The organism is Streptomyces microflavus (genome assembly GCF_014650075.1).
GTDB lineage: Bacteria > Actinomycetota > Actinomycetes > Streptomycetales > Streptomycetaceae > Streptomyces > Streptomyces microflavus.
Map to the genome: position 1 here is coordinate 448,752 of NZ_BMUG01000006.1, position 12,233 is coordinate 460,984.

Below are 12,233 nucleotides of genomic sequence, written 5' to 3' on the forward strand. Positions count from 1 at the left end.
GCTGACCACGATGGCTGTGCTCGATCTGAGAGATCTGCCGGATTTCACGGCGAACCCCTACCCCTACTACGCGAAGCTGCGCGCCGAGGGGCCGGTGCACGCCGTACGGACCGAGCAGACGGAACGCATCTGGCTGGTCGTCGGGTACGAGGAGGCCCGCTCGGTCCTCGCCGACCAGCGGTTCGGCAAGGACTGGCGGACCACCGGGCGCTGGGCCGCCGAGGCGAACCCGATCAGCGCCAACATGCTGGAGCTGGACGCCCCGCACCACACCCGGCTGCGCAGGCTCGTCGTCCGTGAGTTCACCGCCCGCCGGATCGAGGCGCTGCGCCCGCGGGTCACCGAGATCACCACGGAGCTCCTCGACGCGATGGTCCCGGCCGGCGCAGCCGACCTGGTCGACGCGCTGGCCTTCCCGCTCCCGATGACCGTCATCTGCGAGCTGCTCGGCGTCCCCGACATCGACCGGGACACCTTCCGTACGCTGTCGAACGGCATCGTCACCCCCACCCCGGCCCAGCGGGAGGCCGACCCGGTCGGCGCGATGAGCGCCTATCTCGTCCAGCTCATCGAGGACAAGCGCAGCTCGCCCGGCGACGATCTGCTGAGCGCGCTCATCAGAAGCCGCGACGAGGGCGGCGACGGGCTCTCCGCCGACGAACTGGTCGGCATGGCCTTCGTGCTGCTCGTCGCCGGACACGAGACCACCGTCAACCTGATCTCCAACGGGGTACGGGCCCTCCTCGACCACCCGGACCAGCTCGCCCTGCTGCGCGCCGACCCCGGACTGCTCGACGGGGCGGTGGAGGAGATGCTGCGGTACGACGGCCCGGTGGAGACCGCCACCTTCCGCTTCACCCGGGAGGCGGTGCCGGTCGGCTCCACAGTCATCCCGGCCGACGAGGCGGTGCTCGTCGCCCTGGCCTCGGGCGGCCGGGACCCGGAGCGGTTCGAGGACCCGGACACCTTCGACATCCGCCGCGCCCCCCAGGGCCACCTGGGCTTCGGCCACGGGGCGCACTACTGCCTGGGCGCCCCGCTCGCCCGCATGGAGGCGCGCATCGCGATCGGGGCCCTGCTGGAGCGCTGCCCGGACCTCGCCCGCGATCCGGCGGGCGGCGAGCCGGAGTGGCTGCCGGGCCTGCTGATGCGAGGAGTGCGGCGGCTGCCGGTGCGGTGGTGAGCCCGCTGTATCCGTTGTGTCCGCACAACCCACCCGAAAGGGAAGAGCGTTGACCACCGAAGCGACCCCAGGAACCGATGCCCTGGTCGATCTCGCCGCGCTCGGCGAGGAGTTCACCCGCGACCCGTACCCCGTCTACGCCGCGTTACGGGCCAAGGGCCCGGTCCACCGGGTCCGTATCCCCGAGGGCACCCAGGCCTGGCTCGTGGTCGGGTACGAGGCCGGGCGGAGGCTCCTCGCCGACCAGCGGCTCTCCAAACAGTGGGCGGCGGCCTCACCCGCGCTCGGCGTCACCAAGGTCTCCGCGGGCACCTCGATGCTCAGCAGCGACACCCCCGACCACACCCGACTGCGCAAGCTCGTCGCCCGGGAGTTCACCCCGCGCCGGATGGAGCAACTCACCCCGCGCGTCCAGGAGATGACCGACGAGCTGCTGGACCGGATGCTCGCGGCCCCGGACCGGCGGGCCGACCTCGTCGAGGTGCTCTCCTACCCGCTGCCGATGAACGTCATCTGCGAGCTGCTCGGTGTGCCGTTCCTGGACCGGGCGGCCTTCCGCGAATGGTCGAACCAGGCGGTCTCCTCGGTCGACGCCTCGAAGCGGGCCTCCTCCACCCGGGCGATGGCCGCCTATCTGACCGGGCTGCTCCAGGACAAGCGGGCGCGGCCGGGCGACGACCTGATGAGTGCGCTCATCCACACCGCCGACGAGGACGGCGACCGGCTCTCCGCCGACGAACTGATGGGCATGGCCTGGCTGCTGCTCGTCGCCGGACACGAGACCACCGTCAACCTCATCACCAACGGGGTGCACAACCTCCTGGCGCACCCGGACCAACTCGCCGCCCTGCGAGCGGACTTCGGTCTGATCGACAACGCGGTCGAGGAGATCCTGCGCTTCGAGGGGCCCGTCGAGACACCCACGTACCGCTTCACGACCGAACCGGTCGACATCGACGGCACGGTGATCCCGGGCGGGGGCGAACTGGTCCTCGTCGCGATGTCGGACGCCAACCGGGACCCTGCCCGCTACTCCGACGCATCCCGCTTCGACATCACCCGGGACGCCCGGGGCCATATCGCCTTCGGGCACGGCATCCACTACTGCCTGGGCGCCCCACTGGCCCGGATCGAGGCCCGGGTCGCCATCCGGTCGCTGCTGGAGCGCTGCCCGGAACTGCGGCTGACCGCCGACCCGGCGACGCTCGCATGGCGCACCGGCCTCCTGATGCGCGGACCGCTGAGCCTGCCGGTGGCCTGGTAGGGAGGCGGCGGCCGATGGAGGGCGGGCGGCTCACCCGCCCGGGATCTCCTCCATCGCCACCGGGCGGCGTTCGCGGCGGGAGATCTCGCAGGCCTCGGCGATCCGCAGGGCGTGCAGGGCCTCCCGCCCGTCGCACGGGTTGGCCAGCTCGCCCCGGGCGACCCGGAGGAAGGCGTCCAGCTCCGCCTCGTACGCCGGGGCGAACCGCTCCAGGAACCCCGGCCACGGCTTCGCCGGAGCGCCGGGACCCTCCGGTTCGGCCGAGGTCAGCGGCGTACGGTCGTCCAGGCCGACGGCGATCTGGTCCAGCTCGCCGGCCAGCTCCATGCGGACGTCGTACCCGGCGCCGTTGCAGCGGGTCGCGGTGGCGGTGGCGAGGGTGCCGTCGTCCAGGGTGAGCAGGGCGGCGGCCGTGTCCACATCGCCCGCCGCGCGGAACATCGCGGGCCCGGCGTCCGACCCGGTGGCGTACACCTCGCTCACCTCACGGCCCGTCACCCACCGCAGGATGTCGAAGTCGTGGACCAGGCAGTCCCGGTAGAGCCCCCCGGAGAGCGGGAGGTAGTCGGCGGGCGGCGGGGCGGGGTCGGAGGTGACGGCCCGCACGGTGTGCAGCCGCCCGAGCCTCCCGTCCCGTACCGCCGCCCGGGCCTCGCCGTACCCCGCGTCGAAGCGCCGCATGAAACCCAGCTGGAGGATGCTGCCCGCCGCCTCGACCTCCGCGAGGGCGCCGAGCGTGCCGGGCAGGTCCAGGGCGATCGGCTTCTCGCAGAACGCCGGCAGCCCGGCACGGGCGGCGCGGGCGATGAGGCTCGCGTGGGCGGCGGTCGCCGAACAGATCACCAGGGCGTCGGGGAGGTCCCGGCCCCCGCCGGTGAACATCGCGTCCACCGGGACGGCCGACGCCCCGGTCCGGGTGGCCGCCACGGCGGCGCGCTCCGGATCCGCGTCCGCCACCAGCAGGGAGTCCACGGCGGGGTGACGGCTCAGCACCTCCGCATGGAAAGTGCCGATACGTCCCGTTCCGATGAGTCCGATGCGCATGGCCCCAAGGTGACGTTCGCCCGGTCATCATGTCAAGCGTTTGTCCTGACAAATGGCGGCCACACGCATCGACCGGGCGTCGACCCGGCCCCACTCCCGCCATGGCTTTGTCCGGACAATCGAACTAGGCTCGCCCCGTGACCCCACAAGGAGCCGATCAGCCGCTGCCGCTGAGCGTGGACCGCACCAGCCCGGTGCCGCTCTACTTCCAGCTGGCGCAGCAACTGGAGGCCGCCGTCGAACAGGGCCGACTGGCCCCCGGCACCCTGCTCGGCAACGAGATCGACCTCGCCGCCCGCCTCGGCCTCTCCCGCCCGACGGTCCGCCAGGCCATCCAGTCGCTCGTCGACAAGGGGCTGATGGTGCGCCGCCGGGGCGTCGGCACCCAGGTCGTCCACAGCCAGGTCCGCCGCCCGCTGGAGCTCAGCTCGCTCTACGACGACCTGGAGGCGGCCGGCCAGCGCCCCGCCACCAAGGTCCTGCGCACCACCATGGAACCGGCCACCGCCGAGATCGCCGCCGCCCTCGGCCTCGCCGAGGGCACCGAGGTCAACCTCGTCGAGCGGCTGCGTTACGCCCACGACGAGCCGATGGCCCTCCTGCGCAACCACCTCCCCCCGGACCTGCTCGCCCTCCCGGCGCGGGAGCTGGAGTCCACCGGGCTGTACCGGATGATGCGCGCCTCGGGCATCACGCTGCACAGCGCCCGCCAGTCCGTCGGCGCGCGCGCCGCCACGGCCGGGGAGGCCGGCGCCCTGGACGAGGAGCCGGGCGCGCCGCTGCTCACCATGGAGCGAACGACGTACGACGACACGGGCCGCGCGGTCGAGTTCGGCTCCCACGTCTACCGCGCCTCGCGCTACGCGTTCGAGTTCCAACTCCTGATGCGCGGCTGAGCCGATTCAGCCCGTCCGCGACCACTCAAGCCCGTCCGGCGTTTGAGGACGGAACCCTTGCGCTGGTGCGCCCGCAGGCAGAGGATCCTGGGCACGGGCTGCGGGGTGGCACCCCCGCACGGGCCGGGGGCGCGGCTGGAAGGCGCCCCACGGGCGGGAGCGGGCAGGGCTCGGGGATACTTGGGCGGCCGGACCGGGACCGTACACTCCCCGGCCCGGTCGACCGCACAGCGAGCAGCAGCAAGAAGGGCACGGCGTCGTGGCAAGGGTTCGGACAGGGGTACGCGCGATGGGCGCCGTACTGGCAGTGGTGCTGGCCGCCTCCCTGGCGGGTTGCAGCAGCACCGGCGGCAAGCGGGCGGAAGAGCGCGCGGCCGAGGCCGCCGAGGGACGGGCCGCGGTGAACACACCCCGCTGGACCTTCGCCATGGTCACCCACTCGGGCGACGGCGACACCTTCTGGGACATCGTCCAGAAGGGCGCCGAGCAGGCGGCCGTCAAGGACAACATCAACTTCCTCTACTCGCACAACGACGAGGCCAACCAGCAGGCCCAGCTCGTCCAGACCGCGATCGACAAGAAGGTCGACGGGCTGATCGTCTCGCTGGCCAAGCCGGACGCCATGAAGGCCGTCGTCGCCAAGGCCGTCAAGGCGGGCATCCCGGTCATCACGGTGAACTCGGGATCCGCCGAGTCCAAGGAGTTCGGCGCCCTGACCCACATCGGCCAGGACGAGTCGATCGCCGGCGAGGCCGTCGGCGACGAGCTGAACAGCCGCGGCCGCAAGAAGGCGCTCTGCGTCCTGCACGAGCAGGGCAACGTTGGCCACGAGCAGCGCTGCGCCGGGGCGAAGAAGACCTTCGACGGCACCCTGCAGAACCTGTACGTCGACGGCACCAACATGCCCGACGTCACGGCGTCCATCGAGGCCAAGCTCCAGTCCGACAAGAGCATCGACGCGGTCGTCACCCTCGGCGCCCCCTTCGCCGACGCAGCCGTCCAGGCCAAGCAGACGGCGGGCAGCAAGGCAGAGATCGACACCTTCGACCTCAACGCGAAGGTCGCCACCGGCCTCCAGACCGACAAGCTCGGCTTCGCCGTCGACCAGCAGCCCTACCTCCAGGGCTACGAGGCCGTCGACCTGCTCTGGCTCTACCGCTACAACCGCAACGTCCTCGGCGGCGGCCTCCCCGTCCTGACCGGTCCGCAGATCATCACCAAGGGCGACGCCGACGCCCTGGCCGACTACACCAAGCGGGGCACCCGATGAGCGGCTCCACAGCCGCCCCCGACCAGCTGGACGAGCGCCTCGTCCGCACCTCGCCGCTGCGCAAGCTGCTCGGCCGCCCCGAGCTCGGCTCGGTCGTCGGCGCGGCAGCGGTCTTCCTCTTCTTCGCGATCGTGGCCGACAGCTTCCTCCAGGCCTCCAGCTTCGGCACCGTGCTGTACGCGGCCTCGGTCCTCGGCATCATGGCCGCACCGGTCGCGCTGCTGATGATCGGCGGCGAGTTCGACCTCTCCGCCGGGGTCATGGTGACCAGCTCCGCGCTGATCTCCTCGATGTTCAGCTACCAGATGACGGCCAACGTCTGGGTCGGCGTCTTCGTGTCGCTGCTGGTCACGCTCGCCATCGGCGCGTTCAACGGCTTCATGCTGACCCGCACCAAACTGCCCAGCTTCATCATCACGCTCGGCACGTTCCTGATGCTCACCGGCCTCAACCTCGGCTTCACCAAGCTGATCAGCGGCACGGTCTCCACCAAGGCCATCGGTGACATGGAGGGCTTCGAATCCGCCCGGGTCCTCTTCGCCTCGACGCTCACCCTCGGCGGCGTCGAGTTCAAGGTGACGATCCTGTGGTGGGCGGCGCTCGTCGGTATCGCCACCTGGATCCTGCTCCGTACCCGCTTCGGCAACTGGATCTTCGCCGTCGGCGGCGAGGCGGACGCCGCCCGCGCGGTCGGCGTCCCCGTCATCCGTACCAAGATCGGGCTCTACCTGGGCGTCGCCTTCGCCGCCTGGATCTCCGGCCAGCACCTGCTGTTCAGCTACGACGTCGTCCAGTCCGGCGAGGGCGTCGGCAACGAGCTGACGTACATCATCGCGGCCGTCATCGGCGGCTGCCTGATCACCGGCGGCTACGGCTCCGCGATCGGCTCGGCGGTCGGTGCCTTCATCTTCGGCATGACCAGCAAGGGCATCGTGTACGCGGAGTGGAATCCGGACTGGTTCAAATTCTTCCTGGGAGCGATGCTGCTCCTGGCCACCCTGCTCAACGCGTGGGTGCGCAAGCGCGCGGAGGCGACAACATGACGGCCACGTCCGAGAAGAGTGCGGGCCCCCTGGTCGAGCTGGACGACGTCTCGAAGTTCTACGGCAACATCAAGGCCCTGGAACACGTCTCGCTGGAGGTCCACGCGGGCGAGATCACCTGCGTCCTCGGGGACAACGGCGCCGGCAAGTCCACCCTGATCAAGATCATCGCAGGGCTGCACCGGCACGACGCCGGCCGGTTCCTGATCGACGGCGAGGAGACCACGCTCGCCAACCCGCGCGACGCCCTGGACCGGGGCATCGCCACGGTCTACCAGGACCTCGCGGTCGTCCCGCTGATGCCGGTCTGGCGGAACTTCTTCCTCGGCTCCGAGCCGACCGTCGGCGTCGGCCCCTTCAAGCGCCTCGACGTGAAGAAGATGCGGGCGACGACCCGTACGGAACTGCTGCGCATGGGCATCGACCTGCGCGACGTGGACCAGCCCATCGGCACGCTGTCCGGTGGTGAACGCCAGTGCGTGGCGATCGCCCGTGCCGTCTACTTCGGCGCCAAGGTCCTCGTCCTGGACGAGCCGACCGCGGCCCTCGGCGTCAAGCAGTCCGGCGTGGTCCTCAAGTACGTGGCGGCCGCCCGCGACGCCGGGCTCGGCGTGGTCCTCATCACCCACAACCCGCACCACGCCCACCTCGTCGGCGACCGGTTCATCCTCCTCAAGCGCGGAGCGATGTCCGGCAGCCACACCAAGGACGACGTCACGCTGGACGAACTCACACGTCAGATGGCGGGCGGCAGTGAGCTGGAGGAGCTCAGCCACGAGCTGGAACGCACCCCGACCCCGACCCTCCCGGGCGGCAAGGACGCGACCGGCAGCACCCCCTGAGCGGCGACCCGCCCCGGCGCGGCCGACCCCGACCGACGGCCCCCGGGGCCGGGCAGTGGCAGAATCGAGCGCGGCGGGCGCCGTCCGCCGCCGGCCGCGACAGCGGCCCGGCCCCCCAGACCCCGCAGGGACGATGAGCACGTACCGCGACTTCGCACACCGCGGCTCCGCCCGCGCCACCGTCCTCAAGACCGTCGGCACCAAGGAGCGCCGCTCGCACCTCACCGCCCCCCGCGTCCCCACGGTCGGGATCGACATCGGCGGTACGAAGGTGATGGCGGGCGTCGTGGACGCCGACGGCAACATCCTGGAACAGCTGCGCACCGAGACGCCCGACAAGTCCAAGAGCCCGAAGGTCGTCGAGGACACCATCGTCGAGCTGGTCCTGGACCTCTCCGACCGGCACGACGTCCACGCGGTGGGCATCGGCGCGGCGGGCTGGGTGGACGCCGACCGCTCCAAGGTCCTGTTCGCCCCGCACCTCGCCTGGCGCGACGAACCCCTGCGCGACGCCATCGCCTCCCGCCTGGTCGTCCCCGTCATGGTCGACAACGACGCCAACACGGCGGCCTGGGCGGAGTGGCGCTTCGGCGCGGGCCGCGGCGAGGACCACCTCGTCATGATCACGCTCGGTACGGGGATCGGCGGCGCGATCCTGGAGGACGGCCAGGTCAAGCGCGGCAAGTACGGCGTGGCCGGTGAGTTCGGCCACATGCAGGTCGTGCCGTCGGGCCACCGCTGCCCCTGCGGCAACCGGGGCTGCTGGGAGCAGTACAGCTCCGGCAACGCGCTGGTCCGCGAGGCCAGGGAGCTGGCCGCCGCCGACTCGCCGGTCGCGCACTATCTGCTGGACCGGGTCAAGGGCAACATCCCCGACATCACCGGGCCGCTCATCACCGAACTGGCCCGCGAGGGCGATGCGATGTGCATCGAGCTCCTCCAGGACATCGGCCAGTGGCTCGGCGTCGGCATCGCCAACCTGGCCGCCGCGCTCGACCCCTCCTGCTTCGTCATCGGAGGCGGTGTCAGCGCCGCCGACGACCTCCTGATCGGCCCAGCCCGGGACGCCTTCAAGCGCCACCTCACCGGCCGCGGCTACCGCCCCGAGGCCCGGATCGCCAAGGCCCAGCTCGGCCCCGAGGCCGGTATGGTCGGCGCCGCGGACCTCGCCCGGCTGGTCGCCCGCCGGTTCCGCCGGGCCAACCGGCGCCGCGTCGAGCGGTACGAGCGGTACGCGCAGATCTACGACCAGGCGGCGAGCACGATCCGCAACACCCGGTCGACCCGCACGGTCGACTGAACCGCAGCCGCCCGCCCGGCGTCTCAGCCTCCGTACTCGAAGCCGCCCCCGCCCCCGAACGTCCGAAGCCGCCCCCGACTCCGTACCCGACCGGCTTTCACGCCTCCGTACTCCGCTCCGCAGCACGAGGGACCACCTGACCATGATCGCAGCCGACCACCCCGTGGTGCCGACCCAGTCCCCGTCGCCGGCCGACGGCGGGAGCAAGCCGCCGGAGGACCGCCGACGGGTGTTCAAGCGGCGGTTCATCACCGCCACGATCATCGTGCTGCTGATCGGCATCCCCGCCGGCTACCTGCTGATCTCCGCGGGCCAGAGCCGCCGCTCGGGCAAGGACAAGGAAGCCGAGGCCGCGGCGCTCGGGCTCCGCGAGGGCTGGCCCTCCAAGATGCAGCGCCGGATCTTCGAGATCCCGATCCCCGGCAACGGGATCGGGGTCCAGTACTACGAGACGAACAACTGGAAAGCCAGCCGGATGTACGCGAAGTTCCGGACGACCTCCGCCGGTCTCGACCGCTTCCTGAGCGGCGTCGGCACCGGGCGAGCGGCCCTGGAGCCCGGCGCGGTCAACATCAGCCCCCGGGACATCGACATCACCGGCTGGTACTTCGGCCCGAACGAGAACTGGGCGAGTACCACGCACAGCAACAAGAAGCCGCGCCCCACCCAGACCATCACGGTCAATATGTCCGACCCGGCCAGTCCTGTCGTCTATGTCGTATCGGCGGCGACCCCCTGACCGGGACCCGGAGGGGCGCTCACTAACCTGGAGCGAGTGAGCGAAGTGAGCGAGACGACCCCACAGCCCGCGCAGGCCCCCCACCCCGGCGGACCCGCCCCGCACCCCGGCCCGCCCGTCCCGGCGGCCCCGTCCCCGCAGCCGGGCACGGGTACGACGCCGGAGCCGGGAGCGACGCCGCCGTACGGGGCCGCGCAGCCCGGCCCGGGGGGTGCGCCTGCTTACGGGTACCCACAGCCCGGCCCCGGGGGTGCGCCGGCTTACGGGTACCCGCAGCCGATGGGCCCGGAAGGGCCTGGTTTCCCGCAGGCTCCGGGCTCCGGGCAGGGAACTGGTTTCCCGCAGGCGGTGGGCCCGGAGGGCCCGGCGTTCCCGCAGGCTCCGGGCTCCCTACAAGCACCCGGGTTCCCGCAGCCTGCGGGTCCCGATGCGCCCGGTTTCCCCCAGGCCCCCGGAGCCCCGCAGCCCGTGGCGCCGCCGCAGGCCATCCCCGTACAGCCGCAGGTCACGCACGCCACGCAGACCCCCCACGCACCGCAGGCCCTCCTCGCCTCGCAGGATTTCCCCGTCCCGCAGACAGCGCACGCCCCGCAGGCAGGCCACGACCACGCCCCGCAGGCGGGTCACGCCCCCACCCCACCGGCGGGTCACGCCCCCACCCAGCCGCAGCCCCAGCCGCAGGCCCCCGCCCCCCAGGCCGCCGCTGAGGCCCCCCGAACCCTTCAGTACCGCTTCGACGGCCCCGAGGACGCCCCCGTCCTGGTGATCGGGCCCTCCCTCGGGACGACCTGGCACATGTGGGACCGCCAGATTCCCGAGCTGGCCCAGCACTGGCGGGTCTTCCGCTACGACCTGCCGGGTCACGGCGGCGCCCCCGCGCACGCGGCGCCTTCCGTCGCCGAACTGGGGGACCGGCTGCTCGCGACCCTGGACGGGCTCGGCGTCCAGCGGTTCGGCTACGCGGGCTGCTCGATCGGCGGGGCGGTCGGGGCCGACCTGGCCCTGCGCCACCCGCACCGGGTGGCCTCGCTGGCGCTGGTCGCCTCCTCGCCCCGGTTCGGCTCGGCCGACGAGTTCCGGCAGCGCGGGGTGATCGTCCGCACCAACGGGCTGGAGCCGATGGCCCGCACCGCGCCGGAACGCTGGTTCACCCCCGGCTTCGCCGCCGCGCAGCCCGCCATCGTGGAGTGGGCCGTGCAGATGGTCCGCACCACCGACCCCGGCTGCTACATCGCGGCCTGCGAGGCGCTGGCCGCGTTCGACATCCGCGACCACCTGGGCCGGATCGGCGTCCCGACCCTGGTCCTGGTCGGTGCCGAGGACAAGGTCACCGGCCCCGCCGAGGCGCGCACCCTGGTCGCCGGGATACCGGACGCGCGCCTCGCGCTCGTCCCCGGCGCCTCCCACCTGGCCCCGGTCGAGCAGCCCGCGGCCGTCTGCGACCTGCTGCTGACGCACTTCTCCACCGCCTGGCAGGACGCGCCCGCCGCGGCTCTCCCGGCGCCGCCGCTCGTCCCCGGGCCGCCGACCCCCGCCACCCCGTTCGCCCCCGTCGCCGAGATCACGGCGGCGCCCCTCGCGCCCGAGGCCGCAGGGCGACTGCCGGACGACCGGTACGAGCGCGGGACGAAGGTGCGCCGCGAGGTGCTGGGGGACGCCCATGTCGACGCGGCGAACGGCTCGGCCGACGCGTTCACCGAGGACTTCCAGGAGCTGGTCACCCGGTACGCCTGGGGCGAGGTCTGGAACCGGGACGGGCTCGACCGCCGTACCCGCAGCTGCATCACCCTCACCGCGCTCGTCGCCTCCGGCCACCTGGAAGGCCTGGCAGCGCACACCCGCGCGGCCCTGCGCAACGGCCTGACGCCCGCCGAGATCAAGGAGGTCCTGCTCCAGACCGCCGTCTACTGCGGCATCCCGGCAGCAGACGCCGCCTTCTCCGTCGCGCAGTCCGTGATCCAGGAGGAAACGACCCCGCCCGCGTAGCAGGATGGACCCATGAACGCATCGCCTCTGGCACTCACGCTCACCAAGAAGACCCACTCCTGCGTGCGGATCGAGAAGGAGGGGCGCGTCCTGGTCATCGACCCGGGCGGCTTCTCCGAGGACGACGCGGCCATCGGCGCCGACGTACTCCTGGTCACGCACGAGCACCCGGACCACTTCAACGAGGCGCGGCTGCGGGCGGGCCTGGAGGCCAACCCGGCGGCGGAGATCTGGACGCTGCGCAGCGTGGCCGAGCAGCTGTCGGCCGCGTTCCCGGGGCGGGTGCACACCGTGGGCGACGGTGACGCGTTCTCGGCGGCCGGGTTCGACGTCACCGTGCACGGCGAGCTGCACGCGGTGATCCACCCGGACATCCCGAGGATCACCAACGTCGGCTTCCTGGTGGACGGTTCGGTCTTCCACCCCGGCGACGCGCTCACGGTCCCCGGGCGTTCCGTGGACACGCTGCTGCTGCCGGTGATGGCCCCGTGGAACAAGATCTCCGAGGTCATCGACTACGTACGGGAGATCGAGCCACGCCGTGCCATCGACGTCCACGACGCCCTGCTGACCGACCTGGCGCGACCGATCTACGACAACCAGATCGGCGCCCTGGGCGGCGCGGACCACGGTCGGCTGGCCCCGGGCGGCACCACCGAGCTGTGA

At 72.3% G+C, this 12,233-nt stretch carries 11 protein-coding genes; 10 read left to right on the forward strand and 1 reads right to left on the reverse strand.

The window, feature by feature from the left end; all coding sequences use genetic code 11:
* The first annotated feature begins 10 nt into the window (after positions 1-10).
* Positions 11-1,183, forward strand: a complete 1,173-nt coding sequence (locus tag IE264_RS19995; RefSeq protein ID WP_015612381.1) for a cytochrome P450 family protein — start codon at positions 11-13, stop codon at positions 1,181-1,183.
* Positions 1,184-1,232: 49 nt separating this feature from the next.
* On the forward strand, positions 1,233-2,447 hold the full coding sequence (locus IE264_RS20000) for a cytochrome P450 family protein (protein ID WP_032753838.1): 1,215 nt from the start codon (positions 1,233-1,235) through the stop codon (positions 2,445-2,447).
* Between the two features lie 30 nt (positions 2,448-2,477).
* On the opposite strand, the gene IE264_RS20005 is transcribed toward IE264_RS20000, so the two are convergent.
* Positions 2,478-3,491, reverse strand: coding sequence for a Gfo/Idh/MocA family protein (locus IE264_RS20005; protein WP_032753840.1), 1,014 nt, complete (start codon positions 3,489-3,491; stop codon positions 2,478-2,480).
* A gap of 137 nt (positions 3,492-3,628) precedes the next feature.
* On the opposite strand from IE264_RS20005, the gene IE264_RS20010 reads away from it, so the two are divergent.
* The 8 genes from IE264_RS20010 to IE264_RS20045 all read left to right on the forward strand — a co-directional run bounded on the left by IE264_RS20010 (position 3,629) and on the right by IE264_RS20045 (position 12,233).
* Positions 3,629-4,387 carry a GntR family transcriptional regulator gene (locus IE264_RS20010; RefSeq protein ID WP_015612384.1) on the forward strand — a complete coding sequence of 253 codons (759 nt, stop codon included), beginning with the start codon at positions 3,629-3,631 and terminating at the stop codon, positions 4,385-4,387.
* Between the two features lie 259 nt (positions 4,388-4,646).
* Positions 4,647-5,657, forward strand: coding sequence for a sugar ABC transporter substrate-binding protein (locus IE264_RS20015; RefSeq protein WP_439905292.1), 1,011 nt, complete (start codon positions 4,647-4,649; stop codon positions 5,655-5,657).
* A complete protein-coding gene (locus IE264_RS20020) occupies positions 5,654-6,700 on the forward strand; it encodes an ABC transporter permease (RefSeq protein ID WP_031127293.1) in 1,047 nt (348 codons plus the stop codon). The genes IE264_RS20015 and IE264_RS20020 overlap by 4 nt, the downstream gene beginning before the upstream one ends.
* Positions 6,697-7,542 (forward strand): ATP-binding cassette domain-containing protein, encoded by an 846-nt coding sequence (locus tag IE264_RS20025; protein ID WP_032753844.1) that lies wholly within the window; start codon positions 6,697-6,699, stop codon positions 7,540-7,542. The genes IE264_RS20020 and IE264_RS20025 overlap by 4 nt, the downstream gene beginning before the upstream one ends.
* A 133-nt stretch (positions 7,543-7,675) precedes the next feature.
* Positions 7,676-8,842, forward strand: coding sequence for an ROK family glucokinase (locus IE264_RS20030; RefSeq protein ID WP_015612388.1), 1,167 nt, complete (start codon positions 7,676-7,678; stop codon positions 8,840-8,842).
* Positions 8,843-8,984: 142 nt separating this feature from the next.
* The gene (locus tag IE264_RS20035; RefSeq protein ID WP_032753846.1) at positions 8,985-9,581 is read left to right on the forward strand and encodes a hypothetical protein; all 597 of its coding nucleotides are present in this window, start codon (positions 8,985-8,987) and stop codon (positions 9,579-9,581) included.
* A gap of 468 nt (positions 9,582-10,049) precedes the next feature.
* Complete coding sequence (gene pcaDC, locus IE264_RS38000) at positions 10,050-11,567, forward strand: bifunctional 3-oxoadipate enol-lactonase/4-carboxymuconolactone decarboxylase PcaDC (protein WP_434099274.1); 1,518 nt, start codon at positions 10,050-10,052, stop codon at positions 11,565-11,567.
* 12 nt (positions 11,568-11,579) lie between these two features.
* Positions 11,580-12,233: an MBL fold metallo-hydrolase gene (locus IE264_RS20045; RefSeq protein ID WP_032753848.1), complete on the forward strand. Its 654-nt coding sequence runs from the start codon at positions 11,580-11,582 to the stop codon at positions 12,231-12,233.

What these genes read in the sequence shown, in the direction of transcription:
- IE264_RS19995 (WP_015612381.1), top strand. Translation starts at nt 11, where the DNA reads ATGGCTGTGCTCGATCTGAGAGATCTGCCGGATTTCACGGCGAACCCC.
- IE264_RS20005 (WP_032753840.1), bottom strand. Translation starts at nt 3,491, where the DNA reads ATGCGCATCGGACTCATCGGAACGGGACGTATCGGCACTTTCCATGCG.
- IE264_RS20020 (WP_031127293.1), top strand. Translation starts at nt 5,654, where the DNA reads ATGAGCGGCTCCACAGCCGCCCCCGACCAGCTGGACGAGCGCCTCGTC.
- IE264_RS20025 (WP_032753844.1), top strand. Translation starts at nt 6,697, where the DNA reads ATGACGGCCACGTCCGAGAAGAGTGCGGGCCCCCTGGTCGAGCTGGAC.
- IE264_RS20030 (WP_015612388.1), top strand. Translation starts at nt 7,676, where the DNA reads ATGAGCACGTACCGCGACTTCGCACACCGCGGCTCCGCCCGCGCCACC.
- IE264_RS20035 (WP_032753846.1), top strand. Translation starts at nt 8,985, where the DNA reads ATGATCGCAGCCGACCACCCCGTGGTGCCGACCCAGTCCCCGTCGCCG.
- IE264_RS20045 (WP_032753848.1), top strand. Translation starts at nt 11,580, where the DNA reads ATGAACGCATCGCCTCTGGCACTCACGCTCACCAAGAAGACCCACTCC.